This is a genomic window from Mesorhizobium japonicum MAFF 303099, assembly GCF_000009625.1.
Lineage (GTDB): Bacteria > Pseudomonadota > Alphaproteobacteria > Rhizobiales > Rhizobiaceae > Mesorhizobium > Mesorhizobium japonicum.
Genome location: NC_002678.2, coordinates 1557502 through 1581305 on the forward strand (window position 1 = coordinate 1557502; position 23804 = coordinate 1581305).

Sequence of the window (23804 nt, forward strand, 5' to 3'; positions counted from 1 at the left end):
TCGCGGCCTTCGCTAATCTCCAAAGGTGCAAGAAGGGCGCCAGCACCAAAGCTGCCAATCTCCCCACCCGTGGGGGAGATGGCCGGCAGGCCAGAGGGGGGCGCCGTAGAGCGCTATCCTCGCTCGCCTATCGCCCCGCGCCACCCCAATCACGAGCCACCCCATGAGCACGTCAGCGATTACGCCTCCCCCCGTCCCCTTCGGCCGCCGGATAAAACGCTTCATGGCCGACCGGCCGCTCGTCCCGCTGATCATCCTGCTGGTCATCCTGGTGGTGATCCTGCAGATCCTGCGCCCCGGCATCGTCAACGAGCGCTGGATCGCCAACACGATAAAGTTCGCCATTCCGCTGGCGATCCTCGCCGGCTGCCAGACCATGACCATGCTCACCGGCGGCATCGACCTGTCGGTCGGCACGGTGGCGACGATGAGCGCCTTCATCATGGCCACGCAAATCGTCAACCAGGACCCGGCCGTGGCCTTCCTGCTGGCGATGATGCCGGCGGTGCTGATCGGCCTGGTCAACGGCATCGGCGTCGGCGTCTTCCGCGTCCACCCGCTGATCATGACGCTCGGCACCAGCCTGATCGGCACAGGCTGCCTGCAGGTCTACCAGCGCACTGTGATCGCCTCGGGCGCGAAAATCCCCGACTTCCTCGCCTGGCTCGGCACAGGCGTGACCCGCCTGCCGGACGCATGGGTGCCTTCGGAAGCGGCGCGCCAGTGGTTGACCGACGCAGGCATCGGTTTCAGCTTCCCCAACGCGCTTCTGCTCTACGTGCCGCTGGCGGCGCTGATCGTCTTCACGCTGGCCCGCACCGGCTTCGGCCGCCTGCTCTACGCCGTCGGCGACAATGAGCACGCGACGCGTCTGTCGGGCGTGCAATACTGGCAGGTCATCACGGCGCTCTACGTGACCTCCAGCCTGCTCGCCGGCATCACCGGCCTGCTCTATATCGGCCTGATCAAGGCCCCGTCCCTCTCGCTCGCCGAACCCCTGGTCCTGCCCTCAGTGGCGGCGGCCGTCATCGGCGGCACCTCCATCTTCGGCGGCCGCGGCGGCTACACCGGCACCATCGTCGGCGCCCTGATCCTGACCGTGCTGACGACGCTGCTGACCATCCTGCAGATGCCGGAGGGGGCAAGGCGGATATTGTTCGGGCTGATCGTGCTGTTTGTCACCGCGGCTTATCTGCGGATTGTGGAGGAGCGGTAGGGGGCGAGCGGCCAATTCGGGGGCCGACAGCGGACGATCCGGTTTCAACCAACTTCTGCGGTAAGCTGTCGTTCCCAAACCAACCCACAATCGGTCGTCGCGTCGACAAGCCGCCTCCCGAGAGCCGACCTCATCGTCGGCAAATGGCCCAGTGTTAGATCTTCAAAAATCGATAGGCGAAGCGATCGGTCTCGCCCTTGCTCCAGGCATCGAACACCTTGATCGAGTACGAATCGTCCTTGTTCGCGAGGATGGTGCTTTCCGCGCCAAGTCTCCCGCGGGCCAAGGTATCCCGCACGACGACAGCGCCCCGGCGACGCATCGCTAAGGACGTATCGCTCGGTGGAAGGCCCGGAAACATCACCGGAGGATGCCTCAGCAAGTTAGGAGCATATGCCCCCTTGTAGATAGGAGCATATGCTCTTATATCGGTTTGCAGCAGATACTCCTAAACGGGAAAGGAACAGACTATGAGCGAAGCAACTATTCTGGTCAGCGGTGCAACCGGCCGGACCGGTGGCGCGGCGATCGACGAACTGCTTAAGTCCGGCAAGCAAGTGCGCGCCTATGTGCGCTCGAATGACGATCGTGCGGCGGCCTTTAGAAAGCGTGGGGTTGAAGTCGCCATCGGCGATTTCACCGGCATCGACGACATCAGGGCCGCGATGGAGGGCGTCACGTCGGCCTATTTCCTACATCCGATCGCGCCCGGCATCATCGGGGCTGCTGCGTATTTTGCACAGGCTGCAAAGGAGGCCGGCGTCTCGGCGATCGTCAACATGTCGCAGATCTCGGCGCGGCGTGAATCGGCGAGCCATGCCGCCCAGGACCACTGGATTTCCGAACGGGTCTTCGACTGGTCGGGCGTGGCGACCACCCATTTGCGTCCCACGTTCTTTGCGGACTGGCTCGTCTATCCGCATTTCGCCAAGGAGATCTGGGCAAAGAAAAAGATCGAGTTTCCGTTCGAGAACGGCCGTCATGCTCCGATCGCGACCGACGACCAGGGTCGTGTCATCGCCCATATCCTCGCCAATCCGGAAGGCCACGGGGGCAAGACCTACACACTCACCGGCCCGATCGAACTCAACCACACCGAGATCGCAGCAGCCATGAGCGAGGTTCTCGGCGCGAAGATCGAATACGCGCCGACCTCCATCGACGAATTCCGCAACAAGATGGAGAACGTTTACAAGTTTCCGCCCTTCCTGACCCAACATCTTGTCGAGGTCGCTCAGAACTACCGTGACGGTATTTTTTCGGGCGCAAACGATGCGGTCGAGAAGATTACCGGAACGCCGGCTCTCTCTGTCCAGCAATTCATCGCTCAGAATCGGGCTGTTTTTGCCTGAACACGGGCGCGAACCAATGGAGGGTTCAAATCATGTCGAATGATCAGGATCAGCGTCACCCCTTCCTCGACGATCTGACTGTTGATGCCGAGCTGATCAGCTCGGTGCTACGAGAGCCGGTGGTCGGGCGCGATGATATCCGGCTTGCGGTCGATGCTGTCGGGACTTTCTACGCTTCGCAGACGCCTGTGTATCTCCAGACTGTCGGTTCACGACTTTTTCTCGAATACGAGGCCGTTTTGACGAGCGGTGAACTACTGAGCGCGGTTGTCGTCGTCGATCACAATCCCGATGGGTCCGTGCCGCGCGTCAGCGTACGGATGAGCCCGCTGGGTTCTGTCCTGTCACTGGCCTCGTCTCTGCGGGCGACGCTTTCGACACGGCTTCCCGCAAGCCTGTTCCTTTGAGCAGGACGATCAGATGTCGCCGCTCAATCAATCTCTCGGAATCGACCAATGCGCCTGCTTCGCGACGCGAAAGGCGGCGCGCCGGATTACGCGCTTCTACGACTCGCATCTTGAGCCCGTGGGTCTGCGCATCACGCAATTCCTGACACTCGCTGCCTTGAGCGAGGTGGAATGCGTCGCCGTCAACGCCCTCGCCGAGCGGCTCGATATCGAACGAACTGCGATGGGGAAAATGGTCGGCTTTCTGGAGCGTGACGGCTTCGTTGCGATCGAGGCGTCGCCCACCGATGGCCGAAGCCGCCTCATCAGGCTGACGGAAGCGGGTCACCATCTGCATGAGAAAGCTGCTCCGCTTTGGCAGGAAGCACAAAAGCAGTTCGAGGAACTGAATGGCGCCAACAGCACAAGCGAGATGCGGCAGAGACTGTCGGACATGAAATTGGACGTTGGCAAGTCCACGCCACCGGTTGGAACCAAACATTCAGCGAATTGATCGACGCGCACGACGCGGCATAGCCGATTGAACTGATCCGGAAACCTGAAAGGACGTTTATCATGACAAAGACATGGTTCATCACCGGCGCAAGCAGTGGCTTTGGACGGCAGTTGACGGAGCTCTTGCTCGAACGCGGAGATCGCGTCGCCGCCACGGTTCGCAAGCCCGACGCTCTCCACGACCTCGCCACCAAATATGGCGAGCGGCTTTGGGTCGGCATCCTCGATGTGACAGACAGTTCCGCTGTCCGTGACATCGTCGGCAAAGCCTTTGCCGAGCTCAAGCGGATCGACGTCGTCGTCAGCAATGCCGGCTATGCCCTTTTCGGCGCCGCCGAGGAGGTTGCTGACGCACAGATCGAACGCCAGATCGACACGAATCTTGTCGGCTCGATTTCGGTTGCCCGCGCGGTGATCCCTGATTTGCGCCAGCAAGGGGGTGGCCGGATTGTCCAGATTTCGTCTTCCGTAGGACAGTCGGCCTATCCGACGATGGGCGTCTATGCCGCCACCAAATGGGGCATTGAGGGCTTCTACGAGGGCACTATCCCGGAGATCGCGCCGTTCGGCATCGAGGTGACCCTGGTCGAACCGGGTGCCTCGCGCACAAACTTCGCGTCGTCCAGCGCGGATGCCGGACAGATCCTCGACGTCTACGACCAGACGCCGGTCGGGGACTTCCGTCGCCTGGTCGCATCGGCTGGTCTCGCCATGTTTCCCGGAGATCCTCGCAAGGTCGCTTCGGCGATCATCGCATCAGCGGAGCAGACCCCGGCACCCAGGAGGCTAACGCTTGGAAGCGACGCCTACGCGCTTGTCCATACCGCGCTGACTGAACGTCTGGCCGCGCTCGAGAGCCAGAAGGCATTGGCCCGCTCCACCGATGTGGACGCCTAGCCAGAACACCGGCGGCGGCCTCGGACACGCAAAGCGATCGTCGAATTAGCGTGGGCGCAATGCGTCGGTCCGCAACTGGCCTATCCGAGTCCGAGCCTGCGGCCTAGCTCTCGCTGCCAAGCAGGCGCGACCAACTCTTCCCAACCTCACCCACCCCGCACCATCCCCCCAATCCCCTCCAGCAACGCCCCCTGCTCCCCCACCCAGAACCAGTGATCTTCCCCCTCCACCTCGACAAACCGTGCCCCCGCTATCCTTCCCGCCAAATACCGCCCGGCCTCGACCCGCACCGCCCGGTCACCCCTGCGATGCAGCACCAGCGTCTTGGCCGAGACCTTTGACAGCAACGGCCGTACGTCGGCGTCGCGCAGCGCCTGCAGCAGGCCGGCAACGGCGCCGGGGCTGGAGGCGGCCCGGAGCAGGCCGGCCCACCAGGCGCGCGCCTGGCGGTCGGAGGCGACACTTGGCGCGAAGGTTTCGATTTCGGCCGGACCGCCCCAGCCGGCGAGCAGGCGCTGTTGCCAGAGATCATATTGCGCCGATGTGAGCGCGAAGGGATAGTCGGGCGCGCGGCTGCCCTTGGCGAGCGAGCCCCACAGGACCAGGCCGGTCAGCCGGTCGGGATGGTCGACGGCAAAGCGGATGCAGCCCGGCCCGCCCTCCGAGGCGCCGACCAGCACGGCGCGGCGGCTGCCGGCGGCGTCCATGACAGCCAGAATGTCGCGCGCGGTGGCCTCGACGGTCGGGCGGGCGCCGACGCGGTCGGACAGGCCCATGCCGCGCCGGTCGAACAGGATCAGCCGGCCGAGCCGCGACACGGCGGTGAGCCAGGCGCGGCAGCTCCTGTCTTCCCAGATGCGCTCGACATGCGAGATGAAGCCGGGAACAAGCACGATATCGGCGGGGCCGCTGCCTATCGTCTGGTAGGCGATATGGATGCCGTCCACGGCGACATAGCGGGTTCTCGGCATCTCCGGTTCGGCATCGCTGGCGCGCAGCAGAGCGAGCGTAGCCGGGTCCGGCGCCACGCCGAGTTCGTCGCGCAGCAGCCGCACGCAGGTCTCGCCCTGGCGCTCGGCCGCCGCCCGGTCGCCGGCGGCCAGATGGGCGCGGATCAAATGGCGGTGCGCGCTTTCGCTCAAGGGGTCAAGTGCAACGAGGCGCGTGGCGTGCATCACGGCAGTCCGCGCGGCGCCGCCGGCGATCCTGGCTTCCACCAGCCGCTCCAGCGCCTGCACCAGCCGGCTGCGCAAGGCCTCGCGGCGGAAGAACACCCATTCCTCGAATTCGGGACAATCCGGCAGCGAAAAGCCGGCGAGGTAGTCGCCGCTGTAGAGGCCGGCGGCCTCGTCGAGAAGCCCGGCGTCGCAGGCACGGTCGAAGGCGATGGAGTCGGCCTCGACCGACGGGCGCAGGCTGAGCGATGCCGCGCTGGCTGATATGATCTCCTCGCCGAAGGCGACGCGGATCTTGTAGAGCGTGCGCCGCAGGCGCGCGCGGGCGGCTTCCGCGTCGGCTTCGGGCCACAGCAGCGTGGCGGCGACGTCGCGCGCCACCGGTCCGCCGGCCTCGGCGAGGTAGATGAGAAGTGCCGCCGCCTTGCGCAAGGCAAGGTCTACCCGCTGCCCGTCCAGCCGGAATTCCGGAAAACCCAGAAGTCTGAGTTGTATCAGCTCCATCGATCCGCACGCGGCCGCGCAAGGAGAGGACGTTGAGGGGACGCCGGCCTTCTATCCATCCCCGCGAAATCGAGCCGATCCGGCCCGATCAACTCCCTTGGAGCGAGAAATGTCACCGGTCAATACATCAAGCCACCGCACACCAGAACCGCTTGCCCACGGCGTCCCCGTCGCCGGGCATGGAGGCTGAGCCATGTGCCAGACCTGCCTCTCCTGGTACGCGCGCTGCGTCGCCCCCTATTTCGTCCATGCCGGCTGTTCGGCCGGCGCCTTTTCGCAAATGCGCAGGCGCGTCATCCCGCGGGCTGAAGGTGTCGTCGTCGAGGTCGGCTTCGGCTCGGGCCTCAACCTGCCCTATTACGACGCCGCCAGGGTGGAGCGGCTGGTCGGCATCGACCCTGACGGCACCATGCTCGGCCTCGCAGCACCCAAGAGCCGCGCCATGCCCTTCGCCGTCGAATGCATCCGCGCCGGCGGTGAAAGCCTGCCCCTGGCCGATGGCATCGCCGACACCGTGGTCGTTACCTATGCCTTCTGCACTATTCCGGACCCTCAGGCCGCGCTCAGCGAAATTCGCCGCGTCCTGAAGCCGAGGGGCCGGCTGATCTTCATCGAACACGGCCAGGCCGAGGGGCCGCGCGGCCGCCGCTGGCAGCAGCGGCTGAACCGGCTATGGGGATCGATTGCCGGCGGCTGCCACCTCAACCGCGATCCGCTGCGGCTGATCGGCGGGGCCGGATTCCGCCTGCTCGAAGTGCAGCACGGCCGCTTCCCCCTGCCCCTATGGCAGCTGGGCAGCCACCACGCCGGCATCGCGGCGGCGGGCTGACCGGTCAGGCTTGTCTTGCCCCGTGCATCGATGTCGCGCCGGGAGTCGCACGCGCCATAGCCGCCCTCAGAACGCCAGGCTCCCCTGCTGCGCCTCCTCGGCATTGGGGTCGCCAGGGGCCGTGGCCCAGGCGAGTTCGACCAGCGTCACGGTGCGCTTTCCCGTGCCGTCGAGCTGGCAGACGATCAGGCCCTGCTCCTCGATATAGGTCAGCAGGCGCCGGGCGCGGCGCAGCGAGTGCGAACCGTAGGCGCGGGCGATCGCGGCGTCGCTCGGGCACGGCCAGCCCTCCTTGGCCGCGCGCGCGATCATCATGAACACGCCCTGCATGTCGTCGGGCAGCAGCGAGGCGCGCACGGAAACGTCTCGCCACGCGTCGTCCTGCGTCGTCTCGGAGCCGAGCCCGGCGCGGGCGCGCGTCAGCATGCGGCGGAATTCGGCGAGGTCCGGCACCACCGAGGCGAGGCCCTCGATGCGGCAGCGCACGACGAATTCCTGGTAGAGCACGCCGATCACGCGAAAACCCGCATCGGGCTGCGCCAGGATGGCGCGCAGCACGCGGTCGACTCGCTCGCGCCGCTCGGCCAGATCCTCGGCGCTGATTTGCGGCTCCGCCGGTTCGGGGCGGATTTCCAGCGCCGCCGATTTCGCCGCCATCAGCTGGTCGAGCAGGTCCGGCGACGCCACCCGGCGCGGGGTGCGCACCGTCTCGGGCGGCGGCGCCGCCAGGATGATCGCGCGGGCGTCCTCCAGCGCCGCCTCCGGCATCGCCATCAGCCGCGGCGTGCCGTTGCGCGGGCTGGTGTCGGTCGGGCCGATGCGCAGGCCGAGCGGCCGCCGAGACAGCGCCGGCCCCAGCGCCATGAACTGCCCGCGCTCCAGATCGCGAAACGCTTCCGCCTGGCGCCGCTCCATGCCCAAGAGATCGGCGGCGCGCGCCATGTCGATGTCGAGGAAGGTGCGGCCCATGAGGAAATTGGAGGCTTCCGCCGCGACATTCTTGGCGAGCTTGGCCAGCCGCTGCGTGGCGATGATGCCGGCGAGCCCGCGCTTGCGGCCACGGCACATCAGGTTGGTCATGGCGCCGAGCGAGAGTTTGCGCGCCTCGTCGGAAACCTCGCCGGCCACCGCCGGCGCGAACAGCTGCGCCTCGTCGACCACCACCAGCATCGGGTACCAATGGTCCCGGGCGACCTCGAACAGCCCGCCGAGGAAGGCGGCGGCGCGCCGCATCTGGTTCTCGGCGTCCAGCCCTTCGAGGTTGAGCACGGTCGAGACACGGTGGATGCGCGCCCGCTCGCCGGCCGCCTGCAGGCCGCGCTCGGTGTGCTCCTCGGCATCGATCACCAGATGGCCGTAGCGCTCGCCGAGCGAGACGAAGTCGCCTTCGGGATCGACGATGGTCTGCTGCACCCAGGGCGCGCTCTGCTCGAGCAGCCGGCGCAGCAGATGCGACTTGCCGGAGCCCGAATTGCCCTGCACCAGAAGGCGGGTCGCCAGCAGTTCCTCGAGATCGAGGTTCGCTGGGGCGCCCGCCGTGGTGTGTCCCATCTCGATCGCAACGGTCATGTCTCGACTCAAAAAGGTCTCCTGCGCGGCATGGGGCTTAGCAACCCAGGCGCGGCCCGTCGAGCACCGATGGCCGGAAGCCCGGCGTTGCGCACAGATGTGAGGGAAGGTCCGGCAGGAACGGCCGCCGCCGGCCGCCCCTGTGGATAGTAACCACCTGTTCACCATGGGCCGGCGTTGCGATTGCAGAGGCCGGCCATCCGTTTAGCCTGACTTTGCATCGCGCCCCAACGGGATGCACCCCAACGCCCCCAATGGCGGCCGGCGTCTTCAAGTTTCGTTTGTGTATACGCCGGTCGTCAGTTTTGTCAGTTACAGCACCGCACCTTGCCGCGGCACCGGTGCCAGGGGCGGCGCATCCAGCCCCTCGAAAGGGTCGCGCCAGGCGTCGATGGCTTCGAGCCGGCGATACCAGCTGATGAGCGCGGGATAGTCGCCGAGCGGCAGGCCGGCGGCATCGTTGAACGGCAGGAAGGCCGCCATGCGGAAATCGGCATAGGAAAGCGACGTTCCGACCAGCCATTGCCGGTCGGCCAGCTCCGCCTCAAGGATCGCGGCCCCCTTGTGGAACTCTTCCAGCCCCTCTTTGACCTTGTCCTCGTCGATCGGCCCGAGGCGATAGCGCTGCTTGGTGCCGCGCTCGAAATGCACGGCGTCGCAGGCGCGCATGAAATTCTCCTTGCCCCAGCTCAGCCAGCGGATCATGTCGGGTTCGTCCTCGTCGGTGCGCCAGAAATCGGAACGCGTCGCGCGCGACAGCCGGCAGGCGATGGCGTCCGCCTCCCACAGGCTGCCGCCCGGCCATGCCAGTATGGGAATGGAAAGATTGGGATTGAGCGGCCGGAATCGCTCCGCTTGCCCCGGCGAAAAGGGTGACGCGAATTCGAAAGTCACCTGCGCCTGGAGATAACGCGCCACCGCGACCGCCAGGCGCGGATTGGGATTGCGGCTGAAATACAGTTTCATTTCACCCGCGCCCGGCTCGACCTTGTCATTCATGAATGCCTCTCCTGATCCTGGCGAATATGCCAGACCAAGGACGCGGTCGGCAGCTGCAATCCGACAAAGTGTGGGTTGACCACCATCGATGGCGAGGCGACACTTCATCTCGCACCAAGGCAGGAGGAATTGCGATGGACGAGCCCGAACGGTGGCGCCACATGTCGACGGCGCCCAAGGACGGCAGCCGGATCCTGGTCACGGTCCGTCCCTCCGAACAGGGGCCGGCCGAAGTCGACCTCGCCTACTGGTCGCGCGGCGACCAGTTCGCCGGTGAAGGCTGGCGGGCATCGGATTCCTCGCCCGGCCGCGTCGTCGAATATGCCGAACCCGAGCTGAAGTGCTGGATGCCCATGCCCTCGGCCAACCTCAGCCGCGGCGGCTCAATGCCGGCGCCCTGGGAAGGCGACGACGCGCAACAACTGGACGGGTCCGGGATTTAGCGAGCGCGGACGGTGAAGCCGCCGATCTCCCCCCTCGTGTGCGCGAAGTGCATTCCAGAGCGTTAACTCGGCATCGGTCATGGCTTTGCGCATGGACCGTGCGTGTAATCGATTCTGTGGAGGCAATGGAGTATGAGGCATGGCTGCCTTTTAGATTGACGCTAGCGCCCTACGGCGCCCCCCTCTGCCCTGCCGGGCGTTCGTCGTTCAGAAAGCCAAGCAATTGGCTTTCTGTCCGCTATGCGGACCACTCCTCAACCCCCACGAGGGGGGAGATCGGCGGCTTCATCGCCGGCTCTTTAAAACAAAAAAGCCGCCGTCGCCGGGTTCGGGCCGTCGCGGCCATCAGCCGAATCCATGCCCGCGATCGTCTTCAGGTCCTGCGCGTCCAGTTCGAAGTCGAAGACATCGAAATTGGCCGCGATGCGGTCCTGGCGGACCGATTTGGGAATGACGATCAGCCCTTGCTGGAGATGCCAGCGGATGATCGTCTGCGCGGCCGACTTGCCGTGCTTCTTGGCAATGCCGGCGATCGTCGGGTCGCCGAGCAGCCGGCCGCTGCCGAGCGGGCTCCAGCTCTCCGTTTGGATGTTATGCCCGGCATGAAATTCCCTGAGCTCGCGCTGCTGGAAGCGCGGATGCAGCTCGATCTGGTTGGCCACCGGAACCACGCCGGTCTCGCCGATGATGCGCTCCAGATGGTCCCTGTTGAAATTCGAAACGCCGATCGACTTGATGCGGCCGGCCTGCTTCAGTTCGATGAGGGTCTTCCAGGCCTCGACATATTTGTCGCGGCTGGGCACCGGCCAGTGGATCAGGAACAGGTCGATCTGCTCGATGCCGAGCTTTTCCATCGTGTCGTCGAAAGCGCGCAGGGCCGCGTCGCGCTCGTGCGCGCCGTTGCGCAGCTTCGAGGTGATGTACAGCTCGCTTCTCGCCACATCGGCGGCGCGGATCGCCTCGCCGACGCCTTCCTCGTTCTGGTAACCCTGCGCGGTGTCGATCAGCCGGTAGCCGGCCTTGATCGCCCAGCCCACGACATCGGCGGTGATGCCGTGATCGACCTGCCACACGCCAAGGCCTAGCTGGGGAATGGCGGCGCCGTCGTTCAGCGTGATCAGTTCGGGCATGGTCGGGTCCTTTACGAAGAAATGTCCGGGCGGTCGCCCGACCCAGCCTATCTAGGCACGCGCCGGGACGACGGCCAGTCGCCGGCGGATAAATTCGCCGGCGACTTCGCGGACCTGATGTCTTCGTCAGGGGAACCGGCTCATTTCGGCCGGCGCACCGCCCGCACCACCGGGGTGGATGTACTGCCACAGAACAGGCGGTCGGCACCGTCGGATTCCAGCCCCGATACGGTCATGCCGGCCGGCAGGTCGAGCCGCTCCAGAAGCTTGCCGGTTTTCGGGTCGACGCGGCGCAGATCGCTCTCGTCGCCCTCCCAGGTGCCGTGCCACAGCTCGCCATCCACCCAGGTCACGCCGGTGACGAAGCGGCTGGATTCGACGGTGCGCAGGATTTTCCCGGTCTCGGGGTCGATCTGGTGGATCTTGCGCTCGCGGTACTGCCCCACCCAGAGCGTGCCTTCGGCCCAGGTGAGCCCGGAGTCGCGGCCGCCGCCGGGCGCCGGGATGGTGGAGAGCACCGCGCCCGTATCGGGATCGATCTTCTGGATGCGGTCATTGGCGAGCTGGAAGAAATACCGGCCGTCAAAGGCGGTGCCGGCATGTGCGGCGACATCGATCGAACGCAGCGTCTGCCCGCTTTGCGGATCGAAGGCGTTCAGCCTGTCGCCCGAGGCAAACCAGACGTTCTCGCCGTCAAAGCTCACCCCATGTATCCGCTCCACGCCGGGAAAGGGTCCGTATTCGCGCAGGATTTCGGCCGGTGAATGTTTCATGTCTTGATCCTCGATCGTGGTCGTCATCCAAGGGCTCACGCAGGGCGCAGCTAGGCCGGCCTCACCTGAATATCGCCGCACCTTAGCCGTTCGGCAGCGGCGCCGGGAGTAACAAGGTGGTCGTGAATCCGGCCACCGGCGGCGTCATCCAGCGACGCGCCCGGCCATGGCCGAAAGACTGCACTTTGCCGGCCTCGGCGAGCGGTTCGAGCGCCCGCTGCACGCTGCGCTGGCCGGTTGCGAGCGCCAGCGCGAGCGCCGAGGTCGACCAGGCTTCGCCATCGGCCAGCAAGGCCAGAACGGCGGCGTGGCGCTCCTCGATCGGCCGCGCCAGCACCATCACCGCGCGCGCCAGGCGCGGCGCCAGCGTGAAGCCGCGCTTGGTGGCGCTGATGTCGGCCAGCGCGGCAAGCTCAGCGCGCAGCCGGCCGATCTCGACGCGCAGCCGGGCGCGGTGCGATTCATCGGCATGCTTGCCGCCAAAGGCCCGCGCCACGAGCTCTTCGCGCGATACATCCCCGGGCCAGGCTTCAGCAAATGCGCGCGCCAGCGCGAACAGCACCGGCCGGCTGGCCAGCGAAACCGTTCTGTCCCCTGCACGCACGGCGTAGCGAAAGGCATCGACGACCAGCGCCGGCGATGCCTGCAGCGCCTCGACCTCTTCGAGCAGCAACGGCCGCTCCGTACCTTGCGTGATCAGCCGCGCCGCCGGCGTTTCCAGCGCCAGGGATGCGGTGGCGACCTCGGCCATGAGGCCTGGAATGCCCGCCTGCCGGGCGGCGTTGCGTGCCCATTCCAACGCCGCGCGCGCCGGCCGGGTCCGCAGGCGCCGCATGGCGATGCCGGCGACGGCGAGCTCATGCGCGGCCCGCGCGGCCGGCGGCAGCGGCGTCGGGTCGAGCCCGGCCAGCACATGCTCGGCCTCGTCGAGCCGGCCGATCAGCAGCAGGCGCCGCACTTTGAGGTGGCCGGCATGCGCCGCGTTCAGCCGGTCGCCATGCTTTTCCAGCGTCGTGCGCGCCGCGTCGAGCGCCTTGGCCGGCCAGCCCAGATCACGCGAGACCAGCGCGATCTCGGCTTCGGCGACGACGCATCTGGCGCGCGCGACAGCCTCTTTCGGGCTGAAGGCGCGCGCGGCCCGCCGCAACAGAAGCTTGGCGCGATCGAAATCGCCGAGCTGCGCCATGGCGATGCCACGCAGCGCCAGCGCCGGCGCGTCCTCGCGCAAGGCGACGCGGTCGAGCGCGCCGAGCGGATCGCCCGCCGCCAGCGCCAGCGCCGCCGCGGTGATCAGCGAGTCCATTCAAATCCCGTCACACTTGTAACTCCCACCCCGGCACGTTTGCGCCCTAACTTAAATCACCACCGCCGGTCAGCAAGCGGCGTTGGCCCGATGGAGACCTAGCCATGTGGCTGAGGCCGCCATCGGCACCGTTGACGCCAATTCCGGCACTCGTTAGCCTGAGCATCTCAGGTATTAATAGTAAGCATCTCATTAGGGATAGTTGAAAATGCCTGCAACCGACAATCTCGAACACACCGCACGGCCCCGCCACCCCTGCTGCGCCGTGCCGGATGATTCAAATCCCGTCGCAGATGTAACTCACCTCACCCAGCCTCATCGCTCTAGCCTGGATCCCAAGGCGATCACGGCCCGCGACGGCACCATGACTGACAAAGGAGAAGACCAATGACCAAGCACATGACGATGAAGACCCCGCCGATCGTTTCGCGGCAGGAATGGGACGCCGCCCGCGAAAAGATGCTGGTGAAGGAGAAGGCGACGCTGCGCGCCAAGGACGCGCTCGCCGCCGAACGCCGGCGCATGCCGTGGATGGAAGTGGACAAGGCCTATGTATTCGAAGGCCCCAACGGCAAGGCAAGCCTGCTCGACCTGTTCGAAGGCCGCCGCCAGCTGATCGTCTACCGCGCCTTCTTCGAGCCGGGCGTCTATGGCTGGCCCGATCATGCCTGCCGCGGCTGCTCACTCGGCGCCGACCAGGTCGGCCACCTCGCCCATCTCAACGCCCGCAACACCACGCTGGCCTACGCCTCACGGGCACCGCAGGCCGACATTGTCAGGCTGAAGGCGCGGATGGGCTGGGAGATGCCCTGGTACACGATCACCGACAGCTTCGACAAGGATTTCGGCGTCGACGAGTGGCACGGCCACAACGTCTTCATCCATGACGGCGACCGCGTCTTCCGCACCTATCTCATCAACAGCCGCGGCGACGAGCAGATGGGCACGGTCTGGAGCTATCTCGACGCTACCCCGCTCGGCCGCCAGGAGATCTGGGAGGATTCGCCCGAAGGCTATCCCCAGACCCCGCTCTACAGCTGGTGGAACTGGCACGACAATTACGAAGCCGGGGCCGACAAGAAATGGGCCGAAGTGGCCGCCGCCGGCGAAGCCGCCTTCAGGGATAAGGGTGAGTAAGCAGGGACTGGACAGGAAAGCGCTCCTCTCCCTCGCTCTTGGCGAGGGAGAGGAGCCCAAATCCTGAAGGACCGCGACCATCAAGGAATTAAGATCATGAGCGATACCCACATAAGCACCGCCAGCGCGACCCGTGAAAGCACCACCACCCTTGGCGTCGCCGACTGGCTCTGCCTCGCCGCGGCGCCCACCTTTGCCCTGATGGCCCTGCTTTCCTGCCTTCAAGGCGGCGACGCGGCCATGTTGTGCATGGGCGCCTCCCCGCTCACCGGCCCGTCTTTAACCGGGATGCCGGCCATGTATCTCTTGATGAGCGCCTTCCACCTGGCACCCTGGCTGCGGGTGATTTCCGGCCGTCACATCCGATAGCGCCGGCGCGCCTGCATCAAACATCCCACATTTCGGAGAAGACAATGAGGCTGGTCAGGCTGAGAGCGCCGGGTGGCTTGGACAGGCTCGACCTGGTCGAGGAAGATCCGCCGCAGCCGGGGCCGGGTGACGTGATGGTCAGGATCCGCGCCTGCTCGTTGAACATGCGCGACGATTTCGCCGTGCAAGGCAAGACAAAGCTGGCCGACCGCCGCGTGCCGCTGTCCGACGGTGCCGGTGAAGTGATCGCCGTCGGTGGCGGTGTCGATGCGCTCAAGCCCGGCGACAGCGTCGTCAGTGTCTTCTATCCTTGGTGGCTGGACGGCGACATGACGCCCGCCACCAGGCGCGACATTCCAGGAGAGTTTCGACGGCTTCGCCAGCGAATATGTCTGCATGCCCGCGCAGGCCTTCACCAAAGCTCCCGCGGGCTATACGCACGCGGAAGCCGCGGCGCTGACCTGTACCGGCGTCACCGCCTGGCGAGGCCTGGTCGTATCCGGCAAGGTCAAGCCCGGCGACACGGTGCTGGTTCTCGGAACCGGCAGCGTGTCGCTGTTTGCGCTGCAATTCGCCAAGGCCGCCGGCGCCCGGGTCATCGCCACCTCGTCCGATGAGGAAAAGCTGGAGCGGCTAAGCCGCCTCGGCGCCGACGCCGTCATCAACTACAAGGCCGTGCCGGACTGGAGCCGCAAGGTTCGGGAATTGACGGGCGGACGCGGCGTCGACCACGTGATCGAGGTCGGCGGCCCGGCCACGCTGGCGCAGTCCATAGCCGCCTGCCGCACAGGCGGCCACATCGCCCTGATCGGCGTGTTGACCGGCTTTGCGGCCGATGTCTCGATCCCGGCCGTATTCTCGAACCAGATCCGCATCAGCGGCATTTCGATCGGCAGCCGGGCGGACCAGGAGGACATGATCCGTGCGATAGACGTCAATCGCATCAAGCCCGTCATCGACCGCCGCTTCCCGCTGCGCGAGATCGCCGCCGCCTTCACGCACTACGCAGCGCGGAAGCATTTCGGCAAGGTCTGCCTGGAGCTTTGAGCCCTGCCTGACCGCAGCCGTCGCGAAACGGCTGCAACGTTCCCTCACGCATCGGCCGCCTGGACCGTCAGCGCCCGCATGACTTCGGCTTCGAAGGCGCCGGGAATCCGGCCGGCCTCGGCCAATTGCCTTGCGTGCCACGCGCGCGCCATGCGGCCGTCGGCCAGGAGCATGGCGCGGTTGCACAGGCCCGGTACGGACTCCACGACATGGGTGGAGATGATGACGGCATGGCGGCCACTGGAAGCCAAGGCCAGGATGATGCACTTCACCTCGAAGGCGGCAAGCGGATCGAGGCCGTTCAGGGACTCATCGAGGATCAGCAGCGGTGGTGCGCCGAGCAGGGCCGCGGCAATGGCGATCTTGGCCCGCGTGCCAAGTGAATATTCAGCGATCGGCCGTTCGATCCAGCGATTGAGCCCGAGCCGATCGGCAACATTGACGCCAGGCCAGTCGTCTTCGGCACAGCCGCGGATCGAGGCGACGAGTTGGAGATATTGCCGCCCGCTCAGCGCCGCCGGCAGATCGGATGGATCCACGGCAAGGCCGAAGCCGGACTTGGCGCGTTCCGGTGCCCTGGCAAGGTCGGCGCCGTCGATCGCCACGGTTCCCCCGAGCGGCCGGATCTGGCCGGTGATGGCTCTGAGCAAGGTGGACTTGCCCGAACCGTTGGCGCCGAGCAGGCCAAGGACGTCGCCCCGTTCGAGCGACAGATCGATGCCGCTGACCACCGCCCGGCCACCATAGCTTGCACTGAGCCCGCGAACCGCGAGGATTTCGGCAGGATCGATGCTGCTAGCCATGGCGATATCTCCGTTGCGCCCGGTACCACAGAAACAGCACAAGGCCGGCAAAGCCGATCAGCACCGTGCGCCCATATTCGAGCGTCTCGTAGCTGGCGTAGGCGATGGCGCTGAGGAAACTCAGCGCGGCAACGAACGGCGCGGTCATGAAATAGGCGGCAAACACCGCATAGGCGCCGTTCAGCGCCAGCAGCCAGAAGCCGCTGGCGAGCGGCATCGCCCAGGCCGACGGTTCCGCCGCCAAGGCGGCACCCGCCGGCAAGAGAAAGAAAGCGACCGACAATTGCAGCGGCAACCGCGCCAGGCGCAGCCAGGCCCTGACGAAACCGAGCGGAGCCGTGCGCAGCACTGGCGAGCCGAGCGGATGGAAGCGCGCGCTTAACATGAATACCAGCAGGCCGCCGGCCAGCCCGGCCATGGCCGCCGGCACGGCATCATGGTGGGCAAGGCTGATGGAGCCGGCAACGACCGCCGCAAGGCTGAACAGGATGGCTGCCCCTACCAGCCGCCATGAAAGCCTCACGCGGCCGGCCGGCAGACCCCAGGCCCAGCTCGAGAGCCAGGCCGGCGTCGAACGATCGAAGGCGCCGAGCGAGGGCCGGCGCCCGCCCGGCTCCCCAGCCGGATCGGCACTATCGGTGCGGACCAGGTCGCGAGCGCTCCGCAGGCGCAGCACCGCCACCGCGCCAAAGCCGGTGCCGAACAGCATCGCGGCACCGAGCCCCCAGACCGGCGCCAACGGCTTTGCGATGACGAAACAACCAAGGCTAACCGCCACCGCGACGACGAAGGCAAGGGGAATGCTCAGCGCACATGCCGCCACCGCCGCCATGCGCCGTCGTTCCATGAGCGAGAGCGGCAACGCCCTGAGAAAAGGCGCGAAGGCGCGCGACAGGCAAAGTCTTGCGATCGCGCTGCCGGCGAAGCCGCCAAGGCAAAGAAGTGCCGCCGGCAGGCCGGCCGCCCACAGCATCCGCGCCTGTCGCAGCGTGGCGGATTCGGCCTGCAAGGCGACGACGATGTCGGCAATGGCGTAGACGAGCAACGCCCCACCGCCAGCCACGATCCATACAAGATCGCGTCGGCGCATCGAGCGCAGGCCGGCCGAGAGCTCGCGCCAGATCAGGGTCAGGACAAGCCTGTCGTGCCGCATCGTTCCATCTTCGCGATCGCCAGCCCGTTGGATATCGACATAGGTCGGCGACGATTGTGCCGCCAGTAGGGCCGTCGTGGCTAAGTCCCCGGGACGGATCGCACATCAGCAACTGCTAATTGACAGCCGATAGGAAACGGCGCTCACTGGCTCGCACAGGTGGATCGCAGCATCAGGCGGGCGATATCGACCGCCGGCGTCACCTCGGGGAGGATGCCATGCCAACCGTAATCGGCCATCACAACATCACGAAAGACAGCAAGCATTGGCTCAGTTCACCCAAGCGCAAGGAGCTTTTCGGCTCGCTGGGGATCACCAACATCCGCACCTTCGTCGATCCGCAGAACCCGAAACGGGTGGCCGTGATGATGGACGTGCCGGATATGGATAAGATGGCCGCGCTGATGCAGAGCAAGGCAGCCGCCGACGCTATGGCGCACGATGGCGTGGTGCCGGAATCGCTGGTGATCCTCGTCGAGGCGAAGGCGTAGCCGCTTCTCCAGCCAAAAATTGGCACGATTTGGCGGCCCGCACGGGCAAGCCGCTCATGGGCGCGGGATCTCTCCCGCGCCCACGCAATTACCTCAATTGCACTTCGGCTTGGCGCTGTTGCAGGCGTCGACCAGCTCGGCCGGCGGATCCTTGTGGAAGACGGTCTTGAAGGATTCCAGCACGTTGGATTGCACCACCGGCAGCGACTGCACGCCGACCCAGGCGGGCGTGGGTTGCCCGATCAGCGCCTTCATCATCGCCAGCGCCTCGGCCACGCCCTGGTCATAGGGGCGCTGCGAGCCGGTTGCCTTGAGCGGGCCGCCCTTGGCGATCTCGATCGCCGATTGCAGGCCGAGATCGACCGTGGTGATCGGAATGTCGATGCCTTGCGCCCGCATCGAGGACAGCGTGTCGAGCGCCGGCTGATCCCACACCGCAAACAGGCCTTTCACATCGGGATTGCCGGTGAGGAAGTCGCCGGAGATCTGCGAGACCTTCGAGGGATCGGTGAAGTCGACCTGCTTCAGCACGATGTCGGGCCGGTTCTTCTTCATCCACTCGCCGACGCCCTTGGTGCGCTCATTGGTGCTGAAATAGTCGACACCGAAATTCACCAGGCCGATCGTGCCGCCCTTGGGCATGCAGGAGGCCAGGATCTGCGCCGCGATCTGGCCGTTACCCTGGCTGTCGGCCGAGATCATCGAGGCAAAATCCTTTGGCGATGAGAGGCCAACCGGAATGCTGTCCATGAACACCAGCTTGATGCCGGCTTCGCCCACCTTCTTGTAGGTCGGCGCCGTCGCGGTGAAATCGACGGGGATGGAGATGATGCCGTCGGGGTGCTGCTGGATGGTGTTCTCGATGTCGGCGATCTGCTTGTCGACCTGATATTCGGCCGACGCCACGCCGGTGACGGTGACGCCATATTTGGCCAGCGTTTCGCTGATGCCTTGCACCTGCAGCTGCGACCAGTCGAGGTTCACCGTCTGCATGGAAATGCCGACCTTGAACTTGCCGGCCTTGACCTTGGCGGCTTCGTCATCGGTCAGTTTCAGCTCGTCGGGCGAGGCTGCCTTCTCGCCATGCGGGCCCTGGCCGACAATGCCCTTGGGACCGAGCGTCGCCATGTCGACGCCGGTGACGCAGGTGTCCGGCGTCTGCGCCAAACTCATGGACGTCGACAGCGCGAAGGCGCTGGCGGCGAGGCTCAATGTACTGAACAGGATTCTTGCCGATTGTTTCATGACTTCCTCCGTTGATTGTTTGTTTTGCCGTTTGGAGCCGGCGGTTTCTGCTGATGTCCGTGGATGCGCGCCTTACCTCCTCGTGAACGCGACCGCGGCGACGATGATTGCCCCCTTGATGACGAGTTGCAGCGACGAGCTGACGCCGAGCAGCACCAGCCCGTTGTTGAGCGTGCCGATGATCAGGCTGCCGAGCAGCGTGCCGAGCACGAAGCCGCGGCCGCCGAACAGGCTGCAGCCGCCAAGGATGACCGAGGCGATGACGTCGAGCTCCATGCCTTGCACCACATCGGGCCGCGCCGCGTGCGAGCGCGCCGACAGGATCAGCGACGCCAGCCCGGCGAGCGTGCCGGTCAGCACGAAGGCAAGCGTCGTGACCTGCTTGATGTGGACGCCGGAATAGAGCGCGGCCGTCGGGTTGCCGCCGGCGGCGTAAACCCGCCGCCCATAGACGCTGTAGTGCAGCAGCAAGATGCCGGCGATGGTGACGCCGAGCGTCCACAGGATCGGCGCCGGTATACCGAGCACCGAGCCCTCGCCGAAGATCGCGAAATAATATTCGTTGGTGATGATGACCGGCTTGGTGTTGGTGACCATCAGCGCCAGGCCGCGCGCGCCGCTCAGCGTGCCCAGCGTCACCAGGAAGGACGGGATTTCGAGGCGCGTGGTCAGGACACCGTTGAGCAGCCCGATCAGCGCCCCGGTGCCCAGCCCCGCCGCGGCACCGACGACCCAGTTGTTGGCGACAAAGGCCATGGCCAGCGATGCGCTCATGCCCGAAAGCGCCAGCGTCGAGGCGACGGACAGGTCGATCTGCCTGGAGATGATGACGAATGTCATGCCCACCGCGATGATCGAGACCAGTGTCGTCTGGCGGCCGATGTTGAGAAAATTGTCGATCGACAGGAACCAGGGTGACGCTAGGCTGAAGACGATCAGCATGACGGCGAAGGCGACATAGAGCATGTAGGGCCGCTCGCCCTGCAGCAGATGTTGTAACGCGGAGCGACCGCCTGGCTGAGCGGCTGCAGCTTTCGCCGGGCTTTGGATGTCGGTCATGCCGCGTGCTCTTCCGATGGCTGCGATATCTGAATGAGGTGATGGAGGTCCTCGGCGCTGCCGAATTCCGGCCGCGCGACAGTCCTGGTGATCCGGCCATCGACGACGATCGAGATGCGGTCGCAAAGCTGCAGCAGTTCGGAGAGATCCGAAGACACCAGCAGCACGCCACTGCCGGCCACCGCCGCGGCGCGAATGACGCCGTAAATCTCCTCGCGCGCGCCGACATCGACCCCGACCGTCGGCTCGTCGAGCAACAGCACGCGCGGCCGCGGCTCGTTCCACTTGCCGAACACCACCTTCTGCTGGTTGCCGCCCGACAGGTTCTTCACCATGGTCGACGCGCCTGGCGCCTTCACGGCCAGCCGGCGCATCGCCGCATTGGCATGCTCGCTCGCCGGCCGGCGCTGCAGCCAGCCAAGGCGCGAGAAATAAGGCAGGCGCGGCAAAGTCAGGTTGCGCTCGATCGAATGTTCGAGAACCAGGCCCTGGACGTGCCGGTCCTCCGGCACCAGCGCGATGCCCAGCCCGATCGCCGCCGCCGGGTCTGTGCCCTTCAGCGACACGCCGTCCAGGCTGGCCTCGCCCGACTGGACCGGCCGCAGGCCGAAGATGGTCTGCAGGATTTCGGTGCGACCGCTGCCGATCAGCCCGGCAAGGCCGTGGATTTCGCCGGCGCGCAATTGGAGACTGGCCCCGTCGAGCCGGTCATTGCTGACGCTTTTCAATTCGAGCACGGGATTTTCAGATGAACCGGCGGATGGCGCCATGCCTTGTCCAGATGCGGCGCCATCCGCCTTCAGCACAGCGTGATCCGCCCCGACAATCGCGCCGACCAATTGCCGCATATTGGTCTGCGCCGTGACGAAGGTCCCGGCGTTCTGGCCGTCGCGGAACACAGTCACCCGGTTCGAGATGCGGAACACTTCGTTGAGGCGGTGGGTGACGTAGATCACCCCGACGCCACGTGCTGCGACCGCCCGGATCGCCTCGAACAGGATCTTCTCCTCATCATCGGTCAACGCCGAGGTCGGCTCGTCCAGGATGAGCAGGCGGACATCGCCCATCAGCGCCTTGGCGATCTCGGTCATCTGGCGATAGGCGAAGGGCAGCGACCCGACCATGGCGCGGGCATCGAGCGGAATGTTCTGCGATTTGAGGAACGCCTCGGCCTGCGCTACCAGCTGGCGTTTTTTCAGGAAGCCGAGCCGGGTCTTCGGCTCTCGCCCCAGAAGCAGATTGTCGGCGACCGACAGCGACTCGACCAGGCTCAGATCCTGGTAAACCACCGCAACGCCGGCATCGCGCGACTGGGCCGGCGAAGAAAACGAGACAGGCTTGCCGTCGATTTCGATCGAGCCGCCATCATGCACATGCACGCCGCTCAGGATCTTGATCAGCGTCGATTTGCCGGCGCCGTTTTCGCCGAGCAGTGCGTGGACTTCGCCGGAGAGGATTTCGAGACCGACGCCGCGCAGCGCATTGACGCCGCCGAACCGCTTCCTGACGCCCTCGACGCGCAGCAAGGGCGTCCCGGAAAATGGCGCAATCGAACCCTGTTCGACCATGACGCCCGCACTTCCTCCCGTTGACGCGTCCCCTACCCTGTCGAGTCCCTTTTGAGACTTCTCTTACTTTTTTTGTGACTTTTCCATCAGGACGAGGAAAAGTCAAACGGAGTCATGCCTGCGGCTGGAATGAATCCGGCCCGATCTCGCCATGCTCGGTGATGACAGCGTCGAAGCCATCCATGGCCGAGAAAAAGGCCCGCTTGAGCTTGCCGATCTTGCTCGAGTCGATGACCAGATAGTTTTCGCGCGCCAGGCTCATCACCTTCTGCTTCACCACCGCCTCGTGGAAATGCTCGCAGGTGGCGCCGCGCTTGGCATCGACGCCGGCGGCTGACAGGAAGGCCACGTTGATGCCGACGCTGTTCAAAATGTCGAAATCATGCGTGCCCGAGAAAGAGGCCGAGGCTGGATGATAGACACCGCCCAGCATGATAATCGTGACATTGGGCTTGCGGCTCAGGCGTTCCGCCACATTCATGGCGTAACATATTGCCGTTATTTGATAATTTTCGGGAATGAGATCGACCAGATGGATCAGCGTCGTGCCGCAGTCGATGAAGATCGTCTCGTCGGGCCGTATCTTGCGCACCGCATGCGCGCAGGCTTCGCGCTTGGCCGCCGCATGGCTGTCGGCCGCCGTCGCCAGTTCATAGGGAATATCGGCTTCGATCTCGGCCGCCGCCAAAATGTGTCCGCCGAGATAGGCGATCTGTCCCTGGTTGGTGGCGATGTCACGCCGCACCGTCATCTCGGAAACGCCGAGCAGCGCCGCCGCTTCGCTGAGATGGATGACCCGCCGCTGCGACAGCAGATCGATCAGCCGTGCCGTTCTTTGCGCTTTGCGAACCGTCATGCGTTGGGCCTGTGCATCCTGAAATGTGAGGATTTTAACAACCGCCCGCATTCAGATGCAAGTCCACAGTCCAAGTCCGCCCTAGGTCTCTTTAGGTGCGGCGCGAGAGATAGTCGCGAAGACGAAGCAGGCGCCGTTGAATCTCCGACGTGTCAAACAGAAACGGGCCGCCACCGGGTCTGTAGCTGGCAAGAGCTATAACCGCATTTTGAACAACCTCGTCATCAGGATAGGCCTCGTCGAGCAACACCTCCAAGCTGTCCGCGGTTGCCAGGCTGGTGTCCTCCCCGCTGACGAACCTTGTCAGCAGCAGGCTGAGGTCATCCACGATGTCACCCCTTTCCCGCCCCGAACCGCAGCCCGTCCATCAAGAGCTTGACCAGCCGGCGCGAACGGTCGCGCCACTCCGGCGTGTCGGGCGCGGAATAGATGCCACCAAGTGCGTGCAGCACATCCGAGGCATCGACATCGTCACGGATGGTACCGTCGGCCACCGCCGCCTCGACCAATTGTCGCAAGGCTTGCGAGACCCGCCCCGACGTGTCGGAGAACAGGGTGGAATTGGTTGTCAGCAGGATGCGCAGGCTGGTCGCCAGGCCGCGCTTGGTGGCGATGTAGTCGACGAAGCGCCGCATCCACACCTCGAGCGCGACATCGGAGGGATGTTTTTGGGCAAGCTCGGCGGCGGCGGCGCACAGCGCCTCGACCTCGCGGCGGTAGACCACCTCGACCAGATGCTCGCGCGTCGGGAAATGCCGGTAGAGCGTGCCGATGCCGACGCCGGCACGGCGCGCGATCTCCTCCAGCGAGGCATCGATGCCGCGCTCGGCAAATACCGAAGCCGCCACCTCGACCAGCCGGTCGCGGTTGCGCTGGGCATCGGCGCGCAGCGGCTTGGGTTCCGCGGCGGTGTCTTCAGCGATGACGGCTTCGGCCAATTTTTTCTCCACGGACAAAATATCGGGACTTGAACCCAGCCGGGCC

Annotated in this window: 26 protein-coding genes and 2 pseudogenes; 12 read left to right on the forward strand and 16 right to left on the reverse strand. The window is 65.5% G+C overall.

The window, feature by feature from the left end; translation table 11 throughout:
* The first annotated feature begins 163 nt into the window (after positions 1-163).
* Positions 164-1216: an ABC transporter permease gene (locus MAFF_RS08630; RefSeq protein ID WP_010910504.1), complete on the forward strand. Its 1053-nt coding sequence runs from the start codon at positions 164-166 to the stop codon at positions 1214-1216.
* Positions 1217-1370: 154 nt separating this feature from the next.
* Here the strand turns inward: MAFF_RS08630 and MAFF_RS41285 are convergent.
* Positions 1371-1493 (reverse strand): annotated as a pseudogene (locus tag MAFF_RS41285) (class I SAM-dependent methyltransferase); the annotation flags it as partial.
* A 193-nt stretch (positions 1494-1686) separates the two neighbouring features.
* Here MAFF_RS41285 and MAFF_RS08635 point away from each other — a divergent pair.
* From MAFF_RS08635 to MAFF_RS08650, 4 genes are all read left to right on the forward strand, one after another.
* Positions 1687-2568 (forward strand): NmrA family NAD(P)-binding protein, encoded by an 882-nt coding sequence (locus MAFF_RS08635; protein ID WP_010910506.1) that lies wholly within the window; start codon positions 1687-1689, stop codon positions 2566-2568.
* 32 nt (positions 2569-2600) lie between these two features.
* Positions 2601-2975 carry a hypothetical protein gene (locus MAFF_RS08640; protein WP_010910507.1) on the forward strand — a complete coding sequence of 125 codons (375 nt, stop codon included), beginning with the start codon at positions 2601-2603 and terminating at the stop codon, positions 2973-2975.
* Between the two features lie 13 nt (positions 2976-2988).
* Positions 2989-3468: a MarR family winged helix-turn-helix transcriptional regulator gene (locus MAFF_RS08645; RefSeq protein WP_010910508.1), complete on the forward strand. Its 480-nt coding sequence runs from the start codon at positions 2989-2991 to the stop codon at positions 3466-3468.
* 62 nt (positions 3469-3530) lie between these two features.
* Entirely contained in the window at positions 3531-4367 is an 837-nt protein-coding gene (locus tag MAFF_RS08650; RefSeq protein ID WP_010910509.1) for an SDR family oxidoreductase, read from the forward strand.
* A 146-nt stretch (positions 4368-4513) separates the two neighbouring features.
* Here MAFF_RS08650 and MAFF_RS08655 read toward each other — a convergent pair whose 3' ends face one another.
* Complete coding sequence (locus MAFF_RS08655) at positions 4514-6046, reverse strand: alpha/beta hydrolase (protein ID WP_044548144.1); 1533 nt, start codon at positions 6044-6046, stop codon at positions 4514-4516.
* Positions 6047-6239: 193 nt separating this feature from the next.
* Between MAFF_RS08655 and MAFF_RS08660 the strand changes: the two genes are divergently transcribed.
* Positions 6240-6875 (forward strand): class I SAM-dependent methyltransferase, encoded by a 636-nt coding sequence (locus MAFF_RS08660; RefSeq protein WP_010910511.1) that lies wholly within the window; start codon positions 6240-6242, stop codon positions 6873-6875.
* 66 nt (positions 6876-6941) lie between these two features.
* On the opposite strand, the gene MAFF_RS08665 is transcribed toward MAFF_RS08660, so the two are convergent.
* Together MAFF_RS08665 and MAFF_RS08670 are read right to left on the reverse strand one after the other, a co-directional pair.
* Positions 6942-8444 carry an ATP-binding protein gene (locus MAFF_RS08665; RefSeq protein ID WP_044548145.1) on the reverse strand — a complete coding sequence of 501 codons (1503 nt, stop codon included), beginning with the start codon at positions 8442-8444 and terminating at the stop codon, positions 6942-6944.
* A 312-nt stretch (positions 8445-8756) separates the two neighbouring features.
* Positions 8757-9410: a glutathione S-transferase family protein gene (locus tag MAFF_RS08670; protein ID WP_044550668.1), complete on the reverse strand. Its 654-nt coding sequence runs from the start codon at positions 9408-9410 to the stop codon at positions 8757-8759.
* 167 nt (positions 9411-9577) lie between these two features.
* Here MAFF_RS08670 and MAFF_RS08675 point away from each other — a divergent pair, with 167 nt between their 5' ends.
* On the forward strand, positions 9578-9886 hold the full coding sequence (locus MAFF_RS08675) for a hypothetical protein (RefSeq protein WP_019859393.1): 309 nt from the start codon (positions 9578-9580) through the stop codon (positions 9884-9886).
* On the opposite strand, the gene MAFF_RS41410 is transcribed toward MAFF_RS08675, so the two are convergent.
* The 4 genes from MAFF_RS41410 to MAFF_RS08690 form a co-directional block, all read right to left on the reverse strand.
* Positions 9827-10027: a DUF559 domain-containing protein gene (locus MAFF_RS41410; protein ID WP_080511819.1), complete on the reverse strand. Its 201-nt coding sequence runs from the start codon at positions 10025-10027 to the stop codon at positions 9827-9829. The two genes, MAFF_RS08675 and MAFF_RS41410, sit on opposite strands and share 60 nt — an antisense overlap.
* 158 nt (positions 10028-10185) lie before the next feature.
* Positions 10186-11016, reverse strand: coding sequence for an aldo/keto reductase (locus MAFF_RS08680; RefSeq protein ID WP_010910515.1), 831 nt, complete (start codon positions 11014-11016; stop codon positions 10186-10188).
* A 140-nt stretch (positions 11017-11156) separates the two neighbouring features.
* The gene (locus MAFF_RS08685) at positions 11157-11789 is read right to left on the reverse strand and encodes a Vgb family protein (RefSeq protein ID WP_044550670.1); all 633 of its coding nucleotides are present in this window, start codon (positions 11787-11789) and stop codon (positions 11157-11159) included.
* Between the two features lie 82 nt (positions 11790-11871).
* Positions 11872-13092: a hypothetical protein gene (locus MAFF_RS08690; RefSeq protein ID WP_010910517.1), complete on the reverse strand. Its 1221-nt coding sequence runs from the start codon at positions 13090-13092 to the stop codon at positions 11872-11874.
* A 387-nt stretch (positions 13093-13479) separates the two neighbouring features.
* On the opposite strand from MAFF_RS08690, the gene MAFF_RS08695 reads away from it, so the two are divergent.
* The 4 genes and pseudogenes from MAFF_RS08695 to MAFF_RS41295 all read left to right on the forward strand — a co-directional run bounded on the left by MAFF_RS08695 (position 13480) and on the right by MAFF_RS41295 (position 15645).
* Complete coding sequence (locus MAFF_RS08695) at positions 13480-14229, forward strand: DUF899 domain-containing protein (RefSeq protein ID WP_010910518.1); 750 nt, start codon at positions 13480-13482, stop codon at positions 14227-14229.
* Positions 14230-14325: 96 nt separating this feature from the next.
* The gene (locus tag MAFF_RS08700) at positions 14326-14598 is read left to right on the forward strand and encodes a hypothetical protein (RefSeq protein WP_010910519.1); all 273 of its coding nucleotides are present in this window, start codon (positions 14326-14328) and stop codon (positions 14596-14598) included.
* 164 nt (positions 14599-14762) lie between these two features.
* Positions 14763-14834 (forward strand): annotated as a pseudogene (locus MAFF_RS41290) (hypothetical protein); the annotation flags it as partial.
* A gap of 160 nt (positions 14835-14994) precedes the next feature.
* Entirely contained in the window at positions 14995-15645 is a 651-nt protein-coding gene (locus MAFF_RS41295) for a zinc-dependent alcohol dehydrogenase family protein (RefSeq protein WP_010910520.1), read from the forward strand.
* Between the two features lie 44 nt (positions 15646-15689).
* Here the strand turns inward: MAFF_RS41295 and MAFF_RS08710 are convergent, their stop codons facing one another.
* Both MAFF_RS08710 and MAFF_RS08715 read right to left on the reverse strand, forming a co-directional pair.
* A complete protein-coding gene (locus MAFF_RS08710) occupies positions 15690-16448 on the reverse strand; it encodes an ATP-binding cassette domain-containing protein (protein WP_010910521.1) in 759 nt (252 codons plus the stop codon).
* Positions 16441-17601 carry a hypothetical protein gene (locus MAFF_RS08715; protein WP_010910522.1) on the reverse strand — a complete coding sequence of 387 codons (1161 nt, stop codon included), beginning with the start codon at positions 17599-17601 and terminating at the stop codon, positions 16441-16443. The genes MAFF_RS08710 and MAFF_RS08715 overlap by 8 nt, the downstream gene beginning before the upstream one ends.
* A 218-nt stretch (positions 17602-17819) precedes the next feature.
* Between MAFF_RS08715 and MAFF_RS08720 the strand changes: the two genes are divergently transcribed.
* The gene (locus MAFF_RS08720; protein ID WP_032930995.1) at positions 17820-18092 is read left to right on the forward strand and encodes a hypothetical protein; all 273 of its coding nucleotides are present in this window, start codon (positions 17820-17822) and stop codon (positions 18090-18092) included.
* Between the two features lie 93 nt (positions 18093-18185).
* Here MAFF_RS08720 and MAFF_RS08725 read toward each other — a convergent pair whose 3' ends face one another.
* From MAFF_RS08725 to MAFF_RS08750, 6 genes are all read right to left on the reverse strand, one after another.
* Positions 18186-19337, reverse strand: coding sequence for a substrate-binding domain-containing protein (locus MAFF_RS08725; RefSeq protein WP_032930996.1), 1152 nt, complete (start codon positions 19335-19337; stop codon positions 18186-18188).
* 72 nt (positions 19338-19409) lie between these two features.
* Entirely contained in the window at positions 19410-20396 is a 987-nt protein-coding gene (locus MAFF_RS08730; RefSeq protein WP_010910525.1) for an ABC transporter permease, read from the reverse strand.
* On the reverse strand, positions 20393-21964 hold the full coding sequence (locus tag MAFF_RS08735) for a sugar ABC transporter ATP-binding protein (protein WP_010910526.1): 1572 nt from the start codon (positions 21962-21964) through the stop codon (positions 20393-20395). Before MAFF_RS08735 ends, MAFF_RS08730 begins: the two co-directional genes overlap by 4 nt.
* 112 nt (positions 21965-22076) lie before the next feature.
* Positions 22077-22820: a DeoR/GlpR family DNA-binding transcription regulator gene (locus MAFF_RS08740; RefSeq protein WP_010910527.1), complete on the reverse strand. Its 744-nt coding sequence runs from the start codon at positions 22818-22820 to the stop codon at positions 22077-22079.
* A gap of 91 nt (positions 22821-22911) precedes the next feature.
* The gene (locus MAFF_RS08745) at positions 22912-23148 is read right to left on the reverse strand and encodes a hypothetical protein (protein ID WP_010910528.1); all 237 of its coding nucleotides are present in this window, start codon (positions 23146-23148) and stop codon (positions 22912-22914) included.
* Positions 23149-23152: 4 nt separating this feature from the next.
* Complete coding sequence (locus MAFF_RS08750) at positions 23153-23770, reverse strand: TetR/AcrR family transcriptional regulator (RefSeq protein ID WP_010910529.1); 618 nt, start codon at positions 23768-23770, stop codon at positions 23153-23155.
* Positions 23771-23804: the final 34 nt, after the last annotated feature.

Bases quoted from the DNA above. Each gene is read 5' to 3' on its own strand.
- MAFF_RS08725 (WP_032930996.1), bottom strand. From the start codon at position 19,337: ATGAAACAATCGGCAAGAATCCTGTTCAGTACATTGAGCCTCGCCGCC.
- MAFF_RS08735 (WP_010910526.1), bottom strand. From the start codon at position 21,964: ATGGTCGAACAGGGTTCGATTGCGCCATTTTCCGGGACGCCCTTGCTG.
- MAFF_RS08655 (WP_044548144.1), bottom strand. From the start codon at position 6,046: ATGGAGCTGATACAACTCAGACTTCTGGGTTTTCCGGAATTCCGGCTG.
- MAFF_RS08685 (WP_044550670.1), bottom strand. From the start codon at position 11,789: ATGAAACATTCACCGGCCGAAATCCTGCGCGAATACGGACCCTTTCCC.
- MAFF_RS08710 (WP_010910521.1), bottom strand. From the start codon at position 16,448: ATGGCTAGCAGCATCGATCCTGCCGAAATCCTCGCGGTTCGCGGGCTC.
- MAFF_RS08640 (WP_010910507.1), top strand. From the start codon at position 2,601: ATGTCGAATGATCAGGATCAGCGTCACCCCTTCCTCGACGATCTGACT.
- MAFF_RS08680 (WP_010910515.1), bottom strand. From the start codon at position 11,016: ATGCCCGAACTGATCACGCTGAACGACGGCGCCGCCATTCCCCAGCTA.
- MAFF_RS41410 (WP_080511819.1), bottom strand. From the start codon at position 10,027: ATGCCTCATACTCCATTGCCTCCACAGAATCGATTACACGCACGGTCC.
- MAFF_RS08690 (WP_010910517.1), bottom strand. From the start codon at position 13,092: ATGGACTCGCTGATCACCGCGGCGGCGCTGGCGCTGGCGGCGGGCGAT.
- MAFF_RS08630 (WP_010910504.1), top strand. From the start codon at position 164: ATGAGCACGTCAGCGATTACGCCTCCCCCCGTCCCCTTCGGCCGCCGG.
- MAFF_RS08700 (WP_010910519.1), top strand. From the start codon at position 14,326: ATGAGCGATACCCACATAAGCACCGCCAGCGCGACCCGTGAAAGCACC.
- MAFF_RS08740 (WP_010910527.1), bottom strand. From the start codon at position 22,820: ATGACGGTTCGCAAAGCGCAAAGAACGGCACGGCTGATCGATCTGCTG.
- MAFF_RS08650 (WP_010910509.1), top strand. From the start codon at position 3,531: ATGACAAAGACATGGTTCATCACCGGCGCAAGCAGTGGCTTTGGACGG.
- MAFF_RS08670 (WP_044550668.1), bottom strand. From the start codon at position 9,410: ATGAAACTGTATTTCAGCCGCAATCCCAATCCGCGCCTGGCGGTCGCG.
- MAFF_RS08730 (WP_010910525.1), bottom strand. From the start codon at position 20,396: ATGACCGACATCCAAAGCCCGGCGAAAGCTGCAGCCGCTCAGCCAGGC.
- MAFF_RS08720 (WP_032930995.1), top strand. From the start codon at position 17,820: ATGCCAACCGTAATCGGCCATCACAACATCACGAAAGACAGCAAGCAT.
- MAFF_RS08715 (WP_010910522.1), bottom strand. From the start codon at position 17,601: ATGCGGCACGACAGGCTTGTCCTGACCCTGATCTGGCGCGAGCTCTCG.
- MAFF_RS08635 (WP_010910506.1), top strand. From the start codon at position 1,687: ATGAGCGAAGCAACTATTCTGGTCAGCGGTGCAACCGGCCGGACCGGT.
- MAFF_RS08675 (WP_019859393.1), top strand. From the start codon at position 9,578: ATGGACGAGCCCGAACGGTGGCGCCACATGTCGACGGCGCCCAAGGAC.
- MAFF_RS41295 (WP_010910520.1), top strand. From the start codon at position 14,995: ATGCCCGCGCAGGCCTTCACCAAAGCTCCCGCGGGCTATACGCACGCG.
- MAFF_RS08665 (WP_044548145.1), bottom strand. From the start codon at position 8,444: ATGACCGTTGCGATCGAGATGGGACACACCACGGCGGGCGCCCCAGCG.
- MAFF_RS08645 (WP_010910508.1), top strand. From the start codon at position 2,989: ATGTCGCCGCTCAATCAATCTCTCGGAATCGACCAATGCGCCTGCTTC.
- MAFF_RS08660 (WP_010910511.1), top strand. From the start codon at position 6,240: ATGTGCCAGACCTGCCTCTCCTGGTACGCGCGCTGCGTCGCCCCCTAT.
- MAFF_RS08695 (WP_010910518.1), top strand. From the start codon at position 13,480: ATGACCAAGCACATGACGATGAAGACCCCGCCGATCGTTTCGCGGCAG.